Source organism: Undibacterium sp. Di24W (assembly GCF_049340325.1).
Classification (GTDB): Bacteria; Pseudomonadota; Gammaproteobacteria; order Burkholderiales; family Burkholderiaceae_D; genus Undibacterium.
The window spans coordinates 648,580-669,456 of sequence record NZ_JBMPOP010000002.1 but is presented as its reverse complement, the minus strand read 5'-3'; the positions used below and the strand labels follow the sequence as shown (position 1 = coordinate 669,456).

The following is a 20,877-nucleotide window of genomic DNA, read 5'->3' as shown; positions in this document are numbered from 1 at the left end:
CAGAGCCGAACAAGTTTTTTGCAATCACTTGTCATGATCTGCAGTGACGTCGAATAAGAGATGAGAAAATTTGAATGAATTTATTGATACTCAGTACCTATCCTATCGAACAGCTCATGCATGGTGGTCAACATCGTTTGGCAAATATTGTTCAAGCCTATCGAGACGCAGGGTTTCAGGTTCAATTGGCGGGCGTTGCGAGTAGCCCGGTGTACACGGCTTCTGAAAATTTTGTAGCGTTTCCGGGTAGCGACAAGCTTCAATTTGACATTGATAAATCTTATCTTGTAGACGAGTGCCTGCTAGGTGAATTATTCGCTGAAAATCCAGACTATTTTGCGCAACTAGAAGCGAAGATACAACCAATCCCTGACCTCATTCACGTCGAACAACCTTGGCTGTTTGCATTCGCAAAAAAATTCGCGTCGCTCCATCCCTCGAAGAATATTAGCGTGCTATACGGCTCGCAAAATATTGAGCATACGATGAAATTTGAGTCGGCAAAATCATTGCTCAGCTCGACCGACGCACAGCGAGTCAGAGATAAAGTTTTAGCCTGCGAGCTACTCGCCGTAATGCAAGCAGACGCCATTTGTTGTGTCTCTCAAGAGGACCAAAAATGGCTAACCGCGCAACGTGGATCAACATGTATCTTAGCGCCGAATGGCGTACGACCTCGCCAGGAAACTGAAGCGGGTATCAAAGCCGCCAATGAGATTTCACAGGGTAAAAAATTTGCACTCTATTGTGGCAGTGCGCACCCGCCCAATATCAAAGGTTTTTTCGATATGTTCGGACAAGGCATGGGTTGCCTGGCACCTGATGAACGCCTGATTATTGCCGGCAGCGCCGGGATTGATATTCAAAATGATGCGCGCTTTTTACGTGCGCCCAATGTCCGTGATCAATGCATCATCGCGAATTTGGTCTCTGAAGAATGTCTGCAAGGTCTGTTGTGTACTGCCCATCTGATCATCCTGCCGATTACCGATGGCGGCGGCACTAATCTAAAAACTGCAGAGGCCTTATGGGCTGGCAAGCATATCGTTGCAACGCAAACCGCGATGCGTGGCTTCGAACAGTTTAGTTCCGCGCAAGGGCTTACTGTGGCCAACTCGCCTAGAGAATTTCTGCGCGCAATACAAGTTCGCATGGCACAAATGCCGAATCGCATTTCCGACGATGAACAACAATCACGTGCGTCCGTTTTGTGGAGTCATACACTCCGCGATCTGACAAGCGCGGCCACTACCTTGGCGCAAAAAGCATGACCGAGAATTCCCGACGCCCTGTCATCTGGATGAATATGACATCCAGCAAAAACTGGTCGCGCCCGCCAGTGGGCATCATTCGCATGGAACAAATTATTTGCGAAGAATTGAGCAAGAAACTAGGTGACGCACAATTCCGGCAATGTGTTTGGCTGGAGAATCGATTTATCGCCTGGCCGCCAATCTATGAAGAGATTCCGGCACCGCCACCACCACCCGCACCGCCGCCGCCTTTAGTCAGACCTAGGCACATTTTAGTACGCCTAAGCTATGTTTATCCTAGACGCTTTGCTGGTCGTGTGTACCGTGGATTAAAACGACGACTGTTAGCGGCACTTGCTCATTTTATTCAGTTTGAAGATAAGCTACCGATAGCCGAACCGATTGCAAACCCGGAACCGGTAGTACCACCGCCGCCAGCGCTTCGCTTGTCTATGGCGAATCAAGAACCCGCGTCTGGCGACATATTGATCTCTATGGGTTTGGATTGGGACTACCCCTATTTCAAACAATTTTTCACTCTGTCCAAGCAACGTAATATCCAAATAGTCACTTGTTGCTACGACCTGATTCCCGTCCTTTTTCCGCAATACTGTGTCGACGATGTAGCGCAAAAATTTCAAGAATATTTGTTAGCCATGACCTGGGCTAGCAGCGGTGTGCTGTGCATCTCAAATCAGACCAAGCACGACTATCAAGATTTTTGTGATCGTACTGGCGCACCACAGAGGCCTACTTGTGTTGTCAAATTGGGAGATCGCATTCCGCGTGGGGATGATGCACTTTCTACTGCCGTGCAAAACGCATTGGCCGCCCCGTTTATTTTATTTGTATCAACACTGGAGCGCCGAAAAAATCACGAAGTGATCTATCGAGCCTACCATTTATTAGCACGTGCAGGGCATCGCCATTTACTCCCCAAACTCGTGTTTGTTGGCATGCAGGGTTGGGGCGTCGACGACTTAATCAAAGATATTGCATTTGATCCTTTCGTGGCAGATTGTATTGTTCATTTAAATCATGTCAGCGATACCGAACTCAATGCGCTTTATACAGCTGCAAAGTTTTGTGTCTATCCGTCACTGTATGAAGGATGGGGCCTGCCTATCGCTGAGGCGCTCGCGATGGGCAAAGTTGTACTCTCTTCAGATCAAGGCTCACTGAAAGAAGTTGGCGGAAATTTAGTCCATTATCTGTCGCCTTGGAATGCGAATGCGTGGGCTGACGCGATCTTAAATTTCTTGTTGCACCCTGAGTTAGTCACGACGAATGAGCAGGCAATCAAGCAGCATTACGCGCCACAATCTTGGTCAAACACTGCCGATAGTATTCTGCAATTCATCGACAACATGGTAAGCGCGCGCTTCCCCGAAAAAATCATCATACATCCGGGCTACGATACTTACAGTGAAGTCGGCTTGCGTATTGGAAGTGCAGTGCAAAGTCAAACCGAAATGGGCTTGTTTTGTATAGGGCCAAAATGCCATTTGACAGCGGGGCATTATCGGTTGGATTTATTGGCAACACAGGATCAAATAAGCAAAGGCGAATTTTTAATCAACCTAGTTGCCAAAAAGCGCAAGCTCATATTGTGGCAAGGGATCATAACGTTTTCCGCGGGAACGCAGGATCGCCCTTTAGCGAGCATTGAATTTACCACTGAACAACCGTTAGATGATGTTGAGTTTATTTGCTATATCAATTCGGGGAGTGTTTGTTTAGATCAAGTTACTGTTAGCAATATCAAGAGCGCGACTATCAGTAATTTAGTGGCGACGATACATAATGAAAATTTGTCTCGTCCGCCGTTGGAAAAACAAATTTTTGTCGACATTTCACAGCTGATACAACTCGACAGCAGAACCGGTATACAAAGGGTCGTGCGCAATGTATTACTGGAGTTGCGCAAACAGCCTCCGGCCAATTACGCCATCACGCCTGTGTATTGTTTCGTTGATCACGACTATCGGTTAGCGACACACAGGGCAACGAATTTTGATCGTATTGACCAGAGCGAACGCCCATATGCCGAATTGGTGGGCAAAGAAGGTGATATTTTTCTTGGACTCGATTTGCAGCCGAGTCTCATCCCCATACATGCCACCTACTATGATGACCTAAGAGCACATGGTGTCGACACTTATTTTGTGGTGTATGACATTTTGATTTTGCAAATGCCTCAGCATTTCCCTGCTGCCGCCTATCCGCAATTTGCACAATGGCTACAAACCGTTTCAAACGCGAAAGGTTTAATTTGCATATCCAAAACCGTCGCTGAAGAAACCAAGGAATGGATAGCTCACACATCACCTGAATTACTAAATAATCTTGAGATTAATTGGTTTCATTTAGGAAGTGATCTGGTTAATTCACTTTCTACAAATAGCCTGCCCGACTACGCATCTGGCTTGCTCACGCAATTGAACAGAGCACCCACATTTTTAATGGTGGGTACGGTGGAGCCTAGAAAGGGCCATCAACAGACTTTGCGTGCCTTCACTCAGTTATGGCAAGAAGGATGCGATTTGAATTTAGTCATCGTCGGGCAAGTGGGTTGGATGATGGAGGAATTCGTTCAGGTAATACGCAATCATCCTGAGATACAAAAGCATTTGTTTTTTTTAGAAGGCGTTAGCGACGAATTCCTAGAACAATTATATGCCGCCAGCGTATGTCTGATTGCAGCATCTGAAGGCGAAGGTTTCGGGCTGCCATTAATCGAAGCAGCACATCATCGATTAGCAATAATTGCGCGAGACATTCCGGTATTTCGCGAAGTCGCCGGTGATCACGCGCATTATTTTTCTGGCGCTGATGCAGACGCGCTCGCCTCGGCAGTTAAAGCCTGGTTGCTATTACACGCGGACGCCAAAGCACCAAACTCAAAAAATATCCCCTACCTGAGTTGGGAACAAAGCACCGCTGCTTTACTTCAGCATATTTTGCCAACGATACCGTAAACATTTCGACAGCCCGCTTAGGTGGAATGTCGGAATTTTTGGCGCAAATGCAATACCGGTTTTTCAAAAATCAATTGGGTGAGTGCCGACAATATCAAACTACAGATGACGTATAAAGCCAATGTACTCAACTCCGTAGGGACGCCAACTAAGACCCACTGAATCAAGAAATGATTCAGAAAAACGCCATACGATAAATCGCCTAAGAAATTATCCATCTTTGTTTGCCGGAATTTACCCAATAGCACGACGCAACTAACACCAAACGCCATGCCAATTAAGGTTTCCTTGTTGTAGAGTAAATGCAAATGCTGTGTTCTCGATAAGACAATCGCGATCGCGATCACTGCAAGGACTACGCAGGCGATAATTTTGAGAGAGCCGTTTGTTTGTAGGCTATCTGGCTGCCTCTTCTGCTGCATAACATCGAACAAGAATGAACCTAATAAAAAATACACCAAAATGCCCGGCAACAATCGATAACCAAAAGTATCGGTATTTAAGACTCCCCAAGCAGCCGCCAAATACACCGCACCGGCAATAACAAAGGACGCGACGCGAAGGCGAAACATCAATAACCACGGAATTAGTATGTAAAACTGAATCTCCGCACCCAAAGACCAAGCTGGCGGTATCAAGGTAAATTGATCGCTCTGATTAAACATGAAATAGTTGAGCGGAACGACCACCAAATTATTCAATAGGTCACCCAAACTTGGGACATGCTGTAGAAAATTATTCTTAGTGCCGCTCACATAAAACCAGCAGAGTGTGATCGCCACGATCACCAGATATTGAGGAAAAAGGCGTATCGCCCGATCCAGATAAAAAAACTTGACGGTGCCGACACTGTCATAGTGTTTTCGAATCAGGCCGGTCATCACATAACCGGAAATCAAATAAAAGCAGACCACCGCGATGACGCCAGGGTTTAATCCAGCGATGCGGATGTTGACGTGACTCAAAGCGACCAGTATTGCCAGCAATAATCGAAAACCACCAAACATAGTTACCTACCCATACAAATTTATAGCTGCACTTGAGTTATGCCTAAGTCACACCTTAGTTAAACCTAAGCGACATTGTTCGCCATACGCCCACGACTGGCTGAGCGCACCAATCGGTTCAAAGACTTATTATTTTTTTGCGACCACCGCGAAATCTTGCGGGCCGTAAACGATTTGATTCAAACGCTGTGCGACCTCGGAACTGTCTTGTAACTGCTCTGCATGGCGCGGGTGCAATCGTACTATCTCGGCCACTTTGAAGCCGCGTTGCAACACCGCGAATTCAGCAAAAGCAGGGACGATAGGATGTAGATGCGTAGGATCGTAATAGAAAGTACAGGCGCCGACATTCAGATTTTCTGGATTGGGCGTTTCAAAAATAACGATTCCGTTTTCGCACAAAGCTTCAAACGCTGCATCGATCATCGCGATCATTGTGGGAAAAGGCAAATGTTCAATAATATGAAATCCTGTGACCACGGCGACACTCGCTTTGGGCAAGGCACGCAAATAGGCAATGGCATCGGCGCAATGCGCTTCCAATCCGCGCGAATTACATTTATGAACCATATCAGTATTCATATCGACACCGACCGCGCTGATATTTTGGGCTTGCAATAATTCCAGCCACTCACCACGACCACATCCTATGTCTAATACCCGATTGGTTTGGGTCTCAGCAATCGTGCGCTGAACATAGGGAAGATAAACCTGCAGACGACTTTTAATGTCTTCCATGGAGCCACGAAAACGGTCTTCAAACGCGGTGTAAAAGCGGTCAAAATCAAAGTTATCCGGCGCGATTGCGGTCGCCTCTGACTTTGTTTGCGCTTTTAATAGCCGCAGCTCCTGACCCAGACTATCGTTTTGAATTTTCAAATTTTGCATTTGCTGACGAACTTCTTGGAGCAGTAGATGCTGCTGTTCAATACTAGCGTCAAGCCGTGTCTCAAGTTGTACTATCTGCGTTTGCTGAGCAAGTGCTTGTTGTTCCACGACATGCAATTGCGCTTTTTGCGCAAAAACCTGAATTCGTGTGCTGTACAAACGTACCAAAGCAGCAAGCCAGCCTCGTAATTTTTGCAGGAATACTGGGATCATATTATTTATATTTTTTAAAAGGCATTTTTTGAGTATTCTATGACAATTCAAGCTCTGACCTGCGTTGACATATTGAGCAAGAATGCCACGTCAGAGGAGTGAAAGGCGAAAGTATAGGGGATAAGCCATGGAATTAAGCAATCTTGTCTGAATGACTACTTAAGACAAAGTTCGGACAAATTTCATAAAAGCCAAACCGAATTCTACATGTACAATACTCGACTTTTCTGACCAATTACTAATTGGTTAGCACTTCGTATTAGTTTAACTTATCAAGGCAAGCGGCACGATGCTTGATATGGCAAAGAAAGGCAAGAATGTTACTTCAACCCGTAATTCTTTCAGGCGGCTCTGGCACCCGATTGTGGCCACTTTCACGGGAAAAGCATCCAAAACAATTACTGTCACTGTTCAATGACGAAACCATGTTGCAGGCAACCGCCTCTCGTGTGCGGGGCTTCGAAGGTGCAACAACCGTCAGCGAAAAATTAATTGTTGTTTGTAATGAAGAATATCGTTTCATCACCGCCGAGCAATTACGCAATGTGGGTTATGACAATTGCACGCTCTTGCTAGAACCTATCGGCCGCAATACCGCACCTGCAGTCACCTTGGCGGCGATCAGTGCGACGCAGGCGCAAGATGATTGCGTACTGTTAATCATGCCAGCTGATCACAATATCGCTGACAATCAAAAATTTCACGACGCCGTGCGCCTAGGCTTGCCGCAAGCAATCAAAGGAGCGATGGTGACGTTTGGCATACGCCCTGATCGTCCAGAAACGGGCTATGGTTACATTCAGGTTGGCGCAGAGCTCGATGGCAGCGGTACTTTGGCGCTATCTAGTTTTGTCGAAAAGCCGTCTTTAGAAGTTGCGTTGACGTATCTGGCAGATAAGCAACATGTGTGGAATAGCGGCATCTTTATGATGCGCGCCAGCGTTTGGTTACGTGCGATTGAGCATTTCAATCCAGCCATGGCCGAAGCGTGTCGTAACTCCATTGCGAATGCTAAAACCGACTGCGACTTCGTGCGTTTGAGCAAAGAGGATTTTGCTCACTGCCCTTCCGATTCTATTGATTACGCCGTTATGGAAAAGCTGGCCAGCGCGCCGTCTTTGAATATTCCTGCATGTGTCGTACCGTTTGATGCAGGTTGGTCAGATGTGGGTGCATGGGATGCCGTTTGGCAAGTGTCAGATAAAGATGCAGATGGTAATTCTTTACGTGGCGACGTCTTAGTCGAAGATTCTCGCAATTGTTTATTGATTTCCGATAATCGCTTACTCGCCTGTTTAGGGCTCGATGATGTAATCGTGATCGAAACGCCCGACGCCGTATTGGTGACCAACAAAGAAAATACCGTTAATATCAAACGCATCATTACTCGTTTAAAAGATGAGAATTATGCGCAGACGGATAATCACAGAAAGGTCTATCGTCCGTGGGGACACTATGATTCCGTCGATAGCGGAAAGAATTTTCAGGTAAAACGTATTGTGGTAAAACCCGGTGCGAGCCTCTCTATGCAAATGCATCATCATCGGGCAGAGCATTGGATTGTGGTATCTGGCATCGCCAAAGTCACACGTGGCGATGACACAATGACCTTGATTGCAAACGAGTCGACTTATATTCCTTTAGGCGTCAAACACCGCTTAGAGAATCCGGGTGAAATTGATCTGGAAGTGATAGAGGTACAATCCGGCTCGTATCTTGGTGAAGATGACATCGTGCGTTTCGGTGATATTTATGGTCGTATCGAAGTAGGTTCTTAAATTGAAACGGCAATACTGAATGGCAACGTGAGTTAGTCGCCATATCGGTAAAGCTCCGACAAAATCTATACAACATTTACAGAATTCAAGAGCAAAAAATTGAAGCAACTCCTCCTGTCGCTGTGGCGTTTCCGGCACTTTATGCTGTCTTCAATCAAGGCGGAATTCCGTGGTCGTTTTGCGCGCAGTAAACTAGGTGCTTTATGGATGATTCTCAATCCCCTGGCCCAAGCTACTATTTTCGCGATTGTCTTATCCGAAGTGCTAGCGGCGAAGTTGCCGCACGTTGAGAGTAAATCGGCGTACGCAATTTACCTGATGGCTGGCACCGCTGCTTGGGGTTTATTTGCGGAAATAGTCAATCGATGCACGACCGTGTTTATTGATTACTCCAATACACTCAAGAAGATTGCGTTCCCGCGCCTTTGCTTGCCTTTAATTATTGGCGGCAGTGCTTTATTAAATCATTTACTGCTGCTACTGGCGATTCTGGTCGTCTTTCTGTTCTTCGGTCACCCGCCCAACGTAGCATGGTTAGTTTTACCTTTGGGTATGCTACTGATTGTTTTGTTTGCATTCGGCCTTGGCATTATTTTGGGATTATTGAATGTGTTTTCGCGTGACGTCGGCCAAGTATTCACAATCGTTCTGCAGCTCTGGTTTTGGTTAACGCCGGTGGTGTATACCGTGGAGAGTTTGCCGGAACGCTTTGCCTTCATTCACCGTATTAATCCTATGTCTAGCTTGGTCAAAATCTATCAAGACGCTTTACTGCTGGGTCGTTTGCCTCAGTGGGAGAACCTCGTGTTTCCATTGATCGCTGCTGTCGGTCTATTTGGCTTTTCTTTCTGGATATTTCGACGCGCTAGTGCCGATTTGGTGGATGCATTATGAGTGATCGTAAGAACATCGTATTGCAGGTAGCGGGTGTCGGAAAATGCTATCCTAAATTTCGTGGCAATTTTTCCCGACTGCTTAGTTGGATAGGTTTGCAGGTCAAACCCGTCTCTGAATATTGGGCGAATAAGGATATCAATTTTTCTGTCACAACTGGACAGGCGATCGCGATCATTGGTCAGAATGGCGCTGGTAAAAGTACGCTGCTGAAAATGATTACCGGCACGGTACGTCCTACTCTAGGACAGATAGCCGTGAATGGCAGAGTCAGCGCCATGCTGGAGTTGGGGCTTGGCTTCAATCCCGAATTTACTGGCAGGCAAAACGCCTATATGGCGGGCGGCTTGATGGGTTTAAGTAATGCTGAACTAGATACGCTAATGCCAGAAATCGAAGCATTCGCCGAAATTGGTGATTTTTTTGACCAAGCGCTGCGCGTGTACTCTAGCGGCATGCAGGCTAGACTCGCGTTTGCGGTCGCCACTGCGGTACGTCCTGATATTTTAATTGTGGATGAGATTCTGTCAGTGGGGGATAGCTATTTCCAACATCGTAGCTTCGAGCGTATCAGGCAATTCAAAGAACAAGGTACTTCTATTATTCTGGTCACGCATGGCATGGCAGATGTGCGGTCTTTGTGTGATCACGTCATCCTGATAGAAAAAGGCTGCATTTTGAAACAAGGTGCGCCCGATGAGATCGTCGACTTCTACAACGCGCTGATCGCGAAAAAAGAAAATGAGAAAGTAGCGATTGAACAAAAACGCGATGACCAAGGCTGGTTAAAAACGCGTTCTGGTACGGGTGCTGCGCTAGTCAAAAAACTTGTTTTGCAAGACCAAACTAGCTTACAAGAATTGGCGGCTGCGCAGGTAGGTCAAAAAGTGCAATTGTGCTGTGAAGTTGAAATCCACGACGAGATCCCTGAGCTGGTACTTGGCGTGATGTTACGTGACAAACAAGGTAGCATTATTTGGGGTAGCAATACTTGGCATACCAAGCTGGTACAAACCCATTTAAGCAAAGGTGATCGATTAACGTACACGCTGCCATTTGATTGCAACTTAGGACCTGGCTCTTATTCAGTCACGACGGCACTAACACGTGGTCAATCACACCTAGATCAAAACTTCGAATGGTCTGACAATTTATTGGTGTTTGATGTAATCAATGTCGATCAACCTATGTTTATTGGCAGTCATTGGTTTGATACCACATTCGCGGTAAAGCACAACAAAGCCACCAACTAGGATTGGCGCTGCTCAAGTATTTCCTGATACAGGCGCTGATAGTTCTTGGCCATACGCTCCGCAGTAAACATACTTTCATAGCGAAGCGCGGCCTTGATTCCCATTGTACGCGCTTGTTCTGGATGCGCTAACAAATGCTGCATAGCCTGACGTAAGGCGGCGGGATCGCTGGCAGGAACCACTAAGCCAGTTTCTTGGTCGAGATTCACATAGGACGTACCGGTACCAATCTCGCAAGAGATCATCGGTTTACCAAACATCGCGGCTTCCAACAAAGTTATGCCAAACGCTTCTGAGCGCAGATGCGATGGGAAGACCAAGGCGTAACAAAGCTGCAGCAATGCAACTTTATCCAGCTCTGGTAAAGCGCCTAAAAAATGCAAATTGCGCAAACCCAGTTGTTGCGCCTGTTGTTTCAACTCTGCTTCAACTGGTCCGTCACCCAAAATCACTACCGGCATATCGGTACCCGCTACTGCATCTAAGAGCACGTGCAAACCCTTGTAATAACGCAGCATCCCAACAAACAAAAAAAACGGCTGAGGGAAGCGTGTGCGCCAGTTTTGCAATTGCGTTTCGGATGGTTCTGGATAGATACTTTTATCCAGACCATAAGTAATGATTTCAGTCTTATCTTGGTACTTTTCCAAAGTGGTGCTGGTCGCCAAATAATTGGGTGAAGTCGCGACGATTCTATCAACCCTATTTAAAAAACGACTCTTCAAAGGCTGATACAGTTTCAGCAAATACTTCTGACGCACAATATCGGAGTGATAAGTGACCACGCTAGGCTTTTTTATCTGGCAGGCAAAATGTGCCAGATCCATGAAGGGCCAAGGAAAATGATAATGCACAATATCAGCTTCGCTTGCTAACTGTTTAAAACGACTCAAGGAGGACCAAGAGAAGCCGGTAGAGGCGATTTCTACATCAAGTGCTGCACGATGGACCTTATGTCCTTCAAACTCGATTTCCAAGTTTTGGATATCACGGGTTAAGGTCAATACTTCGGCATCAATACCGAGCTTGGCACTGCCGTTCACCATTTGCCGGATAACCTGTTCGACACCACCAAAACTATCGGGGTAATAAGTGCGGTAAAAATGTAGGATTTTCATTTGACCTTGATTCCTACTTAAGCTCGACGGTACGCTTGCTTAACCTGACGATATGCATTTGCTGTGTTGTGCACACATGCATCCCAAGTCAACTCGGCAGCTCTTTGCAAGCCTGCTTGTTTTGCAATAAGGCGCCAAGCTTCATCCTCCAGACCCCGCTGTAAGTTGACACGTATTGACGACACATCTGCCGGCTCAACTAAGAGTGCTGCGCCGCCCGCCACTTCTGGCATCGACGAACAGTTTGAGGTTAAGACAGGCACCCCACTCGCCATCGCCTCAGCAATCGGTAAGCCAAAACCTTCATACCACGATGGGTAGGCAAACAGGCGACACCCTGCGTACAAAAATGGTAGCCAATGTTGGTCGACAAAACCTAAATAATGCAACCAGCCTTCGCTTTGCGCCCGTGCAATATCAGTGTGAATAGCGTCACTTTGCCAACCACCACCTCCTGCCAAAACCAAAGGATAGCGAGCACGTAGTGGCAGCGGCAATTCGCGATAAGCAGCTAATAAATTCGTTAAATTCTTGCGTGGCTCAATGGTGGACACGAAGAGACAATAAGTATCAGCTTGCAGACCAAACTGTTGCAATACAGGCTTTAATTCCTCATGCGAGCGTGGGTGAAACTCTTGGCCAACGCCCAGCAATACGGTGCGCACTTGTTCAGGTGACACGTTAAACTCTTGCAAGACTTCAAGCCGAATGGCTTCCGAATCTGTCAATATTAAATTGGCGCGCTGTATCGACGCAGGAATCGCTTCAAGCATCCGCTCTACTCTGGCTTTTGGATGCCATTGTGGGTAGCGATAAATCGACAAATCATGCACCGTTAGCACGGTAGGTAAATGCGTTTTCGGTACAAAATAATTAGGGCCGTGAAAGATAGCATCACTTACTCGGTTCAAACGATTTGCTGCAAGCATAGGCATAATTTTGCCGTAGGCATTCGCGACCAAAGAAAGACGCCCCGCTTGCCGGCGAACACTACTCAGTATGCTTTGAACGCTGTTTGGAAGACGTCTGCTAGGCAATGTTCCTGCGACTTCTTGAGTGGCAGTCGAAGAATTTTGATTCGACAGGCTCAGATCAGGCAAGGCTTTCCAATATCCGTCCGCCATAAAACGCACTGAATCGATGTCTGCATGCTGCGGCAAGCGCGTCGCCAACTCCCACGCGTAACGACCAATTCCTGCCAGCGGTGGCTGTATTGCTTCAATAGCGAGGATGAGATTCAATCGAGTGCCTCTAGCACGTGGCTAGGTAGATTTTGCATTTGCATCGGCGATATCGACGACTTCAATTTTACCTCTAGCATCCAGGCTAAAGTTTCCTGCAAAGAAATCGCTGCCGGGGCACCAATTGCCCTTAGCAGTTTGCGTGGATCGCCGACCAATTTACGCACCTCATTAGCACGCACAAATGCGGGATTCACTTTTACTTCAATTTGGTAGCCCGCCAATTGCTCTGCCATAGCAATCACTTCACGCAGCGTGTAGGGTCGGCCAGAACAAATATTAAAAGTCTCACCAACGGGTGCCAATTGCAATAACTGGCGATAGGCACTAGCGATAGTGCGCACATCGGAAAAATCACGGGCAACATCTAAATTGCCTAATTCAATGCACTGAGCACGACGCTTAAAATGACTCACGATTTTTGGCAGCAAGAAATGCTCCGCCTGCCCAACACCGGTATAGTTAAAAGGCCGGGTGATGAAAATCGGCAATTTATCCATCCACAGGCGAGCCACATGTTCTACTGTCAACTTACTGATAGCGTAGTCATTAGCAGGTAATGCAGGCTCTGTTTCTGCGATTACTTCGGAACGTGAATTACCATAAACATTCGCGCTACTGGCGATCAAAATGGACTGTGGCTTATACGCAGTTTTTGCCAAGGCTTCCAGCAAATTGCGAGTCCCCATAATATTAATGCGATAAATATCGTCGACATTGCCATGGCCCACAAACGAAATCGCCGCCAGATGGGCGACGATGTCCGGCTTTACCTCGTCAACAAGCTCTTGCAGCGCCTGAGCATCACAAAGATCAACGTAAAAAACGTTTTCACCCAAGGCTTCGTTGCCAAAAGCTGTACCAAACACTTGGTACCCGCTCGCCTCCAACTCGCGAGCTAAATATTCGCCCGTAAAGCCACGAAGTCCAGTAATGAGAGCGCGAGGGCGCTGTTTAGAACGAGTGTCCATGCGTATTCCGCTGTATGTCTGCCTGTACCATCATCTGGCATAATTGTTCCAACGTGGTCTTTGGTTCCCAGCCTAAAACATCTTTTGCTTTTTGCGGGTTACCAATCAAAAGTTCAACCTCAGCTGGGCGATAAAATTTTGGATTTACTTTCACAACGATTTTATTCGTTGCCTTGCAGCGTGCGATTTCCTGCTCCGCCTGCCCTTCCCACAACAATTCGATATCTGCCGCTTTGAAAGCCATCGTCACGAAATCGCGTACGGTCTCAGTGCGATTTGTTGCCAATACAAAGGTATCAGCCACGTCAGCTTGCAGCATACGCCACATACCTTCTACATATTCTTTAGCGAAGCCCCAATCACGCTTCGCATCCATATTGCCCAGTTCGAGGCAATCTAATTTACCTAGCTTGATTTTTGCCACTGAGTCAGTGATTTTACGAGTAACAAACTCGCGGCCACGCAACGGAGATTCATGATTAAACAAGATGCCACTGCAAGCAAAAATACCATAGGACTCACGATAATTAATCGTCATCCAGTGCGCATAAAGTTTGGCTACACCGTACGGACTACGTGGATAAAACGGCGTGGACTCAATCTGTGGAACAGCTTGCACTTTACCGAACATTTCAGAAGTGGAGGCTTGATAAAATCGAATCTTAGGATTAACCACACGAATCGCTTCTAACAAATTTAAAGCACCTAATCCGGTAATTTCAGTCGTAGTCACTGGCTGTTCAAAAGAAACACCGACAAAGCTTTGTGCTGCCAGGTTATAAACTTCACTTACCTCAGAAGACTTGATCAATCTGATGCTAGAAGATAAATCCGTCAAATCGTATTCGACTAAATGCAAATGTGGGTGATTCTCAATCCCCAACTCTTCAATTCGCCAAAAATTCACGGAACTGGTACGGCGATAAGTGCCGTAGACGGTGTAGCCTTTTTCAAGCAACAACTGCGCTAGGTAAGCGCCATCTTGCCCAGTAATACCAGTAACCAATGCTTTCTTATTCATTCAACAAAACCTTTCGCATCAGCGAATATCGCTATTTTATTAACTATGTGCTTATTCGCTTAAAGTAACATGCTTTCATGCTACAGGAATAGAATCTGTGACGTACATCACAACCGTATAGTATACCGCGCCTCAGAGTGTAATGTCATAAAATCTTGTCATCTAATTGTAGAAGTTTTGCCCCAATTTATGACCGAATTTACAATTTGTTAGCACTCTTGAACCTCTTACCTCCCCCCATTTTTTTCAAAGTGGTATCAGAACGCGCCATAACGCTCGCGATAAGCAGCAACAGCGTCCTTGTATTGTGCCAAGCTAGCATCGGCATTTTCAGCGCTTAAACAACTGAATAAATCATTTAAATTAGCGATAGCAATCACCGGAATCCCGTAGGCCAAACTGACTTCTTGCACGGCAGACTGCGCAGAGAGTGCATCATCCTTTCCAACCCGCTCCATACGATCTAGCGCTATCAATACCGCACACGGCATGGCGCCCGCAGCACGTATCAGCTCAACAGATTCACGCACCGACGTTCCCGCAGAGATGACGTCGTCAACAATCACGATACGACCAGCTAACTTAGCACCAACGATGGTACCACCTTCGCCATGATCTTTTGCTTCTTTGCGATTATAGGCAAATGGAACATTGTGTCCCTTATTTGCCAATGACACTGCCGTCGCGGATGCTAGCGTAATGCCTTTATAAGCAGGGCCAAACAACATATCAAATTCAATCCCGGACTTCAGTAAAGTCTGTGCATAAAAATCTGCAATTTTGCCTAAATTTTTTCCGTCATTAAACAGACCCGCGTTAAAAAAATATGGCGATTTACGCCCTGCTTTGGTGAGAAATTCACCAAAGCGAATGACTTCTGCGTCGACCGCAAAGCGAATAAATTCATGGGTTAATTCGGACATAGTATCTTCCTCTTGCTCAGACTCTGAGCGTCTATAGTTAAGTGCGCAATTGATTCATCATTTGATTCATCAATTGCTGTATTAGGTCGCTATCGCGACCCGTGAAATGCAAAGCATGCGCATCAGAAATCGTATCAAAAACCACGCGCACACCGGCTTGTTCTGTCAGGCTCGCAAGCTTAGTTTCATCGAAAATCTCATGCTGCCCTACGAACAAATAGTCACCCGCTTGGAAATGTACTAGATCATCACTGACAGGCGCATCTCGTAATGCAAAATTACGCCATGCCCAACGACGTGCATAGCGCAATCCCAAAGGGCTAGTTTTTACAAATTCAATACGCCCAGCGTCGAGCTGGCACAACACGGACTCCACAAGCGAACGTGCTTCTGTAGATAAATTCTGTTCTATCGAATCAGCATTTGTATCAGCCACTAATAGATGGATCACCGGGGCTCGAGCGATCGTTTTATTGTGCGCTAATGCCTGTGCTGTGATTCGCCAATCTTGTTCTGATACTGACGTCGTTTCAATTGCAGCAATCTGTCTCAATGTTTGATGCATCAAGGCATTTGCCACACTTTGTGACTGATGCTCTATCGCATCCCTATACGCTAAAGCGATACGCGCTGGATCTCGTGACTGTGCAATGTAAGCATGCGCTTGAGCACCTAAGCGTTCCCTCATTTCTGGATCACCAAACATTTGCTCCAAGGCTGTTTGCAAAGCGGTCAATGAAAATTGATCCTCAAGTCCATACGCGACATCCTCGCGCAACTCAGCCATTGCGCCATTACGATTAATGATCAGAGGCAGTCCGTAGGCCATGCAATCAACCACCGTTCCAGACGACTCTCCCCGTGATTGCGTACGCAACTGCACTGCGAGATCGGCCGCTTGCAAGTAGGTGCGATACAAATCTAGATCTGCGTAACCGGTAATCTTAATGCGGTCTTGCGCAGGGCTATCATTGAGCATAGCGCCCAACTCCGCGCCATACGAACCGCTATCGTTTTGTCCAACGAACACAAGGTGACAGTTTTCAGCATGCGCCAGCGTACTGGCATCCCAAGCTTGCATCAACTCTTGGTTTAACTTGGTCGGGCCCAACATACCAAAAGCGCACACTAAGAATGCGTCCTGATCCAAGCCTAACAGAGTCCGTGCTTCAGCCTTATTCTGACGATGCGGCAAGCGCCTAAGATGCGGCACGACTTGCCATTGACTCGCTGGCTCCGCCCCTATCCATTGTGTCGCCAATGTCTTGGAATAGTTAGAATGCACAATGACACCGTCGGCGCGTAAGGTTAACGCAGGACTGCATGGATATCGACGAATCAAATCAAGATGTGACTCAGCAGCGCGCTGCGCTAGTATCGCAGGATAGGCATGCGCCTCGTACATCAACTTAGTCCACAAGCCTGGTGCGATATCATTAAGGTCGACATAGGCAAGCGAATCTCCTAAGAAAAAATCGTGTAATACGATAGTCCCGGGGAATCGATCAAACAGGGCATACATGTACAAATGCGCAGGCGAATTTCCAAAGTGGTAAAGCACTCGATCAAATTTTGCGCGATTCTGTGCAAACCAATCCGCATCTTTGATTTGGAAACCTGCTCTCAACCAATTATCAGCAACATTGTCCTGACTTGCGATCAAAGTCATTTCGTAATGTTCCGCAAGTGCAGGGATTAACTCAGCGCTGTAATCGGCAATGCCAGAGGCGATTGCTGGCAATGGTGAAATATAGGCACAACGTGGCTTTTGAGTGCTAACGGGTGCTGATAAAAACGGCTGCTTATCCAGCAAACTGGTGCGCTTCATCTTGTCTGTTTGGGCATAAACTTGTTCAAAAGCAGCGATTGCTTTTTTACCTGATGCATCCCACGAAAATTGCCGCGCTTGTTGCAAACCATGTTCGCGCAAAAATCCAGCGAATTGCGTATCGCTTAGGACCTGCGTCATTTTGCCGGTAATCGCTTCAATGCTACGCGGATCAAACAAGGCATCTTGACAGCCGAGTACTTCAGGCAAGCTGCTTGTGTTAGCAGCAATTACTGGCACACCGCAAGACATCGCTTCTAATGCTGGCAGACCAAAGCCTTCATGCCAGGAAGGGAACACAAATAATTTGCATTCCTGATAGAGCAAAGGCAAATCATGATCTGGCACAAAACCCGTCAATACCAAATCCTGCTCAGCTAAACCATACCTGGCGGCTAATGCCAGTAAACGTTCACGATCATGTGCCTGCACACTACAAACTATGGCGAGTTGATGTTGTTGCCGCAAGTGACCTGGCAAGGCGGCATACGCTTCGATCAATCCATCGATATTTTTACGCAAATCGATGCCGCCGGTGTACATCACATAGGGTTTCAATAAACCATAGCGTTGGCGCAACGCCAGCATACTTTCATCACTGGCACTTCTTACTGTAAATTGCGGGTCGACTGCCGAAGAAATATTGACGACCTTCTCTGGGGACAACTCCAAATAATCGATGCCCTCTTGGCGCGTTGCCTCTGAAATCGCCAGCAACAAATCAGCGCGCTTTGCACTAATTAATTTTCGATAGTACCAATCCTGCTGCGCCTCAGTTGTCAGATATTGTTTTTTATAGACCAGAGGAATGAGGTCATACAAGGTCACTGCGCTAGGTAGCGCATTGCCGTTGGCAGCAATACTACCGACTGCGTTATCGCCAGAGCCTTCAAATAAACTGGTGACATGTACCATGTCTGGCCGCAACTCCGCGAGCGCTTGCTCACGAACTAATTCAGCGGTACGACATCGCCAATGATTTTCCGGCAGTAGCTCGGCAACGGGTTGCGCTGCCTGCCAAACATGAATTTTTTCAGGGGGAAGATACGCCGCAAAAGTACGTTGTAAATCGGCAATCGTTTCTGGGAATAAACCACTCAATAACAAACGACAGTCGTGATCCTTAGCATTTTCCAACATCGCTTTTGCCAGCGACAAGGAATAGCGCCCAATGCCCCTGTGCCGACTACCAGTCGATTGACAAGCCTGTAAATCAATGACGATGCGCATCTTCTTTTTTTTCTTGTTTTGTAAGTAAATTCAATTCAGACAATATATTCAAGGCATCACGACTCATATCAGGGTCGATAATCACGAAGGGAACCGCGTCATCCTCGGGCAAACTCAAATGGTCAGACACAACCGGTTCGTTGGGTCTATAAAGGAGTTGCTGGATTTTACGAAAAAGACCACTAGTCGCCCTCAATGGTGCCGTAATCTTCCATGAAGTGCTGGCATACACTGCATCTAGCTGGTCGCGTAATTGCTCTTCCGTCATTTCGTTTATCAATTTCGTTTATCAACCGGATTTTTGTAATACCTGTAAGTATAAACCATGCCTGTCTCAAACCCAATTCAAGAACAAGTCGCTGCCCTTCTGTTATCCTAGAGATCTTGTTTTCTATTCGCTTTCAAGAATTTTTACCTACTCAATTAAACAATGACAAAAATCATCTCCGCCAATCTGAATGGCATACGCTCCGCGTCAAAAAAAGGCTTTTTTGACTGGATGAAAAAAGAAGCACCCGATTTTCTCTGCGTGCAGGAGTTAAAAGCACAGCAAGACGATATGACTGAAGATTTCTTGCGGCCACATGGCTATCATGGGCATTTTCATTATGCCGAAAAGAAAGGCTACTCTGGTGCTGGCGTGTACAGTAAACAAAAACCGGATGCGGTTCATATCGGTTTTGGCAGCACGGAGTTTGATGCGGAAGGTCGTTACGTGCGTTGTGACTTTGGCGATCTGTCCATCATTTCTGTATATTGTCCCTCTGGCTCATCTTCACCGGAACGGCAGGAAGCGAAATTCCGCTTTATGGCAGAATTTGCGCCGCATTTAAAAAGCTTAATCGATGCGGGCAGAGAGTTAGTCATCTGCGGCGACTGGAATATCGCCCATAAAGAAATCGATTTAAAAAATTGGAAGAGTAATCAAAAAAATTCCGGCTTCTTGCCGGAAGAACGTGCCTGGATGACGCATTTGTTTGAAGAAATGGGCTGGGTCGACGTGTATCGCCGTCTGCACCCTGACACCACAGCTGAAGCGTATACTTGGTGGAGCAATCGGGGTCAGGCGTGGGCGAACAATGTAGGTTGGCGTATCGACTATCACGTAGCGACGCCGGGTATCGCGGCCAAAGCAAAGGCCGCTGCGATTTATAAGGATGAACGTTTTAGTGATCACTCGCCTCTGATCATCAACTATTGATCACTGGTTACTATCAATCCCTTACTTGACGAAAAAAAGCCGCATGCGAAGATGATCAAGCGGCTTTTCTATTTCTTCAAAAATCTGAATTGACCTTAATTCGCCACATCAGGGATAGACTTCACATTGCTACGATAAGGCGGTAAACCCTCAATCGTAGTGCTCATCGCCTTGGCGTAAAGCGGCATTACTTCTGGAAAATGTTTGCGAATTTCATCAATCCTGTCGGTACCGGCCGGATGCGTTGAGAGCCATTTGGGTGGCGCTTTTTTGTTCACAATACCCATTTTTTGCCAAAGTACGACACCAGCACGAGGATCGTATCCAGCGCGGGCAGCGATATCGAGACCGACGATATCGGCTTCGGTCTCATCATCGCGAGAGAATTTCAACATCATCACGTTTGCTCCTGCGCCGCCTAGCCCCGCCACGGTTTGACCGTTATAACCCTTGTATTCGGCGAATAGCGCAGCCCCTTTTACTAGTAAATTGGTCGCCATCGATTTACCAGCACGCTCAGCGCCATGTTCGCGCAGTGCGTGGGCAATTTCATGGCCCATCACAATCGCAACTTCATCGTCAGTCAGTTTTAAGGTGTCGAGTATGCCTGTATAAAAAGCGATTTTACCGCCGGGCATACAGTAGGCATTTATCTGCGTTGAGCCTAACAAATTTACTTCCCACTTCCATTCTGCGGCGCGATCATTCCACGGCAAGGCGAAGGGAATCAATTTTTTTGCAATCGCACGCAAACGGATGACTTGTGGGTGATTGTCTGGCGCTAATGCGCGTTTTTGCTCGGCTTCTTTCATGGTCTGCACATATTGCGCAGCCGCCTGTTGATCTAAGGCGCCACCAAGGTTGCCAAGTTTGCGCATCATCGACATCTTACCGACTTTCACACCATCTTGCGGCTCATGGTCCTGCGCTAGTGCAGTGACGGGGAATACAAAAGCGCTTGCAATCGACAAAACAATCAAAGATTTTTTCATGATGACATTGTTCTCCATTTTCATGCCCAGAATGGTAGCAGAACTTGCATTTTTCAATTGCAAAAGATTGCTAACGCTACTTTATGGA

At 46.7% G+C, this 20,877-nt stretch carries 16 protein-coding genes; 6 read left to right on the top strand and 10 right to left on the bottom strand.

Annotated elements, in window-relative coordinates; translation table 11 throughout:
* Positions 1–74 precede the first annotated feature (74 nt).
* Both ACO0KZ_RS06335 and ACO0KZ_RS06330 read left to right on the top strand, forming a co-directional pair.
* On the top strand, positions 75–1,271 hold the full coding sequence (locus tag ACO0KZ_RS06335) for a glycosyltransferase (RefSeq protein WP_422993873.1): 1,197 nt from the start codon (positions 75–77) through the stop codon (positions 1,269–1,271).
* A complete protein-coding gene (locus ACO0KZ_RS06330; RefSeq protein WP_422993871.1) occupies positions 1,268–4,231 on the top strand; it encodes a glycosyltransferase family 4 protein in 2,964 nt (987 codons plus the stop codon). Before ACO0KZ_RS06335 ends, ACO0KZ_RS06330 begins: the two co-directional genes overlap by 4 nt.
* Before the next feature lie 17 nt (positions 4,232–4,248).
* Here the strand turns inward: ACO0KZ_RS06330 and ACO0KZ_RS06325 are convergent, their stop codons facing one another.
* Both ACO0KZ_RS06325 and ACO0KZ_RS06320 read right to left on the bottom strand, forming a co-directional pair.
* Positions 4,249–5,238, bottom strand: coding sequence for an acyltransferase family protein (locus tag ACO0KZ_RS06325; protein WP_422993869.1), 990 nt, complete (start codon positions 5,236–5,238; stop codon positions 4,249–4,251).
* Positions 5,239–5,367: 129 nt separating this feature from the next.
* On the bottom strand, positions 5,368–6,339 hold the full coding sequence (locus ACO0KZ_RS06320) for a class I SAM-dependent methyltransferase (RefSeq protein WP_422993867.1): 972 nt from the start codon (positions 6,337–6,339) through the stop codon (positions 5,368–5,370).
* A 317-nt stretch (positions 6,340–6,656) separates the two neighbouring features.
* On the opposite strand from ACO0KZ_RS06320, the gene ACO0KZ_RS06315 reads away from it, so the two are divergent.
* From ACO0KZ_RS06315 to ACO0KZ_RS06305, 3 genes are all read left to right on the top strand, one after another.
* Entirely contained in the window at positions 6,657–8,117 is a 1,461-nt protein-coding gene (locus ACO0KZ_RS06315) for a mannose-1-phosphate guanylyltransferase/mannose-6-phosphate isomerase (protein ID WP_422993865.1), read from the top strand.
* Positions 8,118–8,216: 99 nt separating this feature from the next.
* Positions 8,217–9,011, top strand: coding sequence for an ABC transporter permease (locus ACO0KZ_RS06310; RefSeq protein WP_422993863.1), 795 nt, complete (start codon positions 8,217–8,219; stop codon positions 9,009–9,011).
* A complete protein-coding gene (locus tag ACO0KZ_RS06305) occupies positions 9,008–10,264 on the top strand; it encodes an ABC transporter ATP-binding protein (RefSeq protein WP_422993861.1) in 1,257 nt (418 codons plus the stop codon). The genes ACO0KZ_RS06310 and ACO0KZ_RS06305 overlap by 4 nt, the downstream gene beginning before the upstream one ends.
* Here the strand turns inward: ACO0KZ_RS06305 and ACO0KZ_RS06300 are convergent.
* The 7 genes from ACO0KZ_RS06300 to ACO0KZ_RS06270 all read right to left on the bottom strand — a co-directional run bounded on the left by ACO0KZ_RS06300 (position 10,261) and on the right by ACO0KZ_RS06270 (position 18,864).
* The gene (locus ACO0KZ_RS06300) at positions 10,261–11,382 is read right to left on the bottom strand and encodes a glycosyltransferase family 4 protein (protein WP_422993859.1); all 1,122 of its coding nucleotides are present in this window, start codon (positions 11,380–11,382) and stop codon (positions 10,261–10,263) included. The two genes, ACO0KZ_RS06305 and ACO0KZ_RS06300, sit on opposite strands and share 4 nt — an antisense overlap.
* Before the next feature lie 17 nt (positions 11,383–11,399).
* Positions 11,400–12,623, bottom strand: a complete 1,224-nt coding sequence (locus ACO0KZ_RS06295) for a glycosyltransferase family 4 protein (protein ID WP_422993857.1) — start codon at positions 12,621–12,623, stop codon at positions 11,400–11,402.
* Positions 12,620–13,594, bottom strand: a complete 975-nt coding sequence (locus tag ACO0KZ_RS06290) for a GDP-mannose 4,6-dehydratase (RefSeq protein WP_422993855.1) — start codon at positions 13,592–13,594, stop codon at positions 12,620–12,622. The genes ACO0KZ_RS06295 and ACO0KZ_RS06290 overlap by 4 nt, the downstream gene beginning before the upstream one ends.
* Positions 13,578–14,615, bottom strand: a complete 1,038-nt coding sequence (gene gmd, locus ACO0KZ_RS06285) for a GDP-mannose 4,6-dehydratase (protein ID WP_422993853.1) — start codon at positions 14,613–14,615, stop codon at positions 13,578–13,580. Before gmd ends, ACO0KZ_RS06290 begins: the two co-directional genes overlap by 17 nt.
* Before the next feature lie 257 nt (positions 14,616–14,872).
* Entirely contained in the window at positions 14,873–15,538 is a 666-nt protein-coding gene (gene pyrE, locus ACO0KZ_RS06280) for an orotate phosphoribosyltransferase (protein WP_422993851.1), read from the bottom strand.
* Between the two features lie 37 nt (positions 15,539–15,575).
* On the bottom strand, positions 15,576–18,596 hold the full coding sequence (locus tag ACO0KZ_RS06275; RefSeq protein ID WP_422993849.1) for a glycosyltransferase: 3,021 nt from the start codon (positions 18,594–18,596) through the stop codon (positions 15,576–15,578).
* Positions 18,580–18,864 (bottom strand): hypothetical protein, encoded by a 285-nt coding sequence (locus ACO0KZ_RS06270; protein ID WP_422993847.1) that lies wholly within the window; start codon positions 18,862–18,864, stop codon positions 18,580–18,582. The genes ACO0KZ_RS06275 and ACO0KZ_RS06270 overlap by 17 nt, the downstream gene beginning before the upstream one ends.
* 162 nt (positions 18,865–19,026) lie before the next feature.
* On the opposite strand from ACO0KZ_RS06270, the gene ACO0KZ_RS06265 reads away from it, so the two are divergent.
* Entirely contained in the window at positions 19,027–19,797 is a 771-nt protein-coding gene (locus ACO0KZ_RS06265; protein ID WP_422993845.1) for an exodeoxyribonuclease III, read from the top strand.
* A gap of 95 nt (positions 19,798–19,892) precedes the next feature.
* On the opposite strand, the gene ACO0KZ_RS06260 is transcribed toward ACO0KZ_RS06265, so the two are convergent.
* A complete protein-coding gene (locus ACO0KZ_RS06260; RefSeq protein WP_422993843.1) occupies positions 19,893–20,789 on the bottom strand; it encodes a M48 family metallopeptidase in 897 nt (298 codons plus the stop codon).
* Positions 20,790–20,877 lie beyond the last annotated feature (88 nt).

Excerpts from the sequence above, each read along its gene's own strand:
- ACO0KZ_RS06335 (WP_422993873.1), top strand. The coding sequence starts at position 75 with ATGAATTTATTGATACTCAGTACCTATCCTATCGAACAGCTCATGCAT.
- ACO0KZ_RS06305 (WP_422993861.1), top strand. The coding sequence starts at position 9,008 with ATGAGTGATCGTAAGAACATCGTATTGCAGGTAGCGGGTGTCGGAAAA.
- ACO0KZ_RS06300 (WP_422993859.1), bottom strand. The coding sequence starts at position 11,382 with ATGAAAATCCTACATTTTTACCGCACTTATTACCCCGATAGTTTTGGT.
- ACO0KZ_RS06320 (WP_422993867.1), bottom strand. The coding sequence starts at position 6,339 with ATGATCCCAGTATTCCTGCAAAAATTACGAGGCTGGCTTGCTGCTTTG.
- ACO0KZ_RS06265 (WP_422993845.1), top strand. The coding sequence starts at position 19,027 with ATGACAAAAATCATCTCCGCCAATCTGAATGGCATACGCTCCGCGTCA.
- ACO0KZ_RS06275 (WP_422993849.1), bottom strand. The coding sequence starts at position 18,596 with ATGCGCATCGTCATTGATTTACAGGCTTGTCAATCGACTGGTAGTCGG.
- gmd (WP_422993853.1), bottom strand. The coding sequence starts at position 14,615 with ATGAATAAGAAAGCATTGGTTACTGGTATTACTGGGCAAGATGGCGCT.
- ACO0KZ_RS06330 (WP_422993871.1), top strand. The coding sequence starts at position 1,268 with ATGACCGAGAATTCCCGACGCCCTGTCATCTGGATGAATATGACATCC.
- ACO0KZ_RS06315 (WP_422993865.1), top strand. The coding sequence starts at position 6,657 with ATGTTACTTCAACCCGTAATTCTTTCAGGCGGCTCTGGCACCCGATTG.
- ACO0KZ_RS06325 (WP_422993869.1), bottom strand. The coding sequence starts at position 5,238 with ATGTTTGGTGGTTTTCGATTATTGCTGGCAATACTGGTCGCTTTGAGT.
- ACO0KZ_RS06270 (WP_422993847.1), bottom strand. The coding sequence starts at position 18,864 with ATGACGGAAGAGCAATTACGCGACCAGCTAGATGCAGTGTATGCCAGC.
- ACO0KZ_RS06260 (WP_422993843.1), bottom strand. The coding sequence starts at position 20,789 with ATGAAAAAATCTTTGATTGTTTTGTCGATTGCAAGCGCTTTTGTATTC.
- ACO0KZ_RS06290 (WP_422993855.1), bottom strand. The coding sequence starts at position 13,594 with ATGGACACTCGTTCTAAACAGCGCCCTCGCGCTCTCATTACTGGACTT.
- pyrE (WP_422993851.1), bottom strand. The coding sequence starts at position 15,538 with ATGTCCGAATTAACCCATGAATTTATTCGCTTTGCGGTCGACGCAGAA.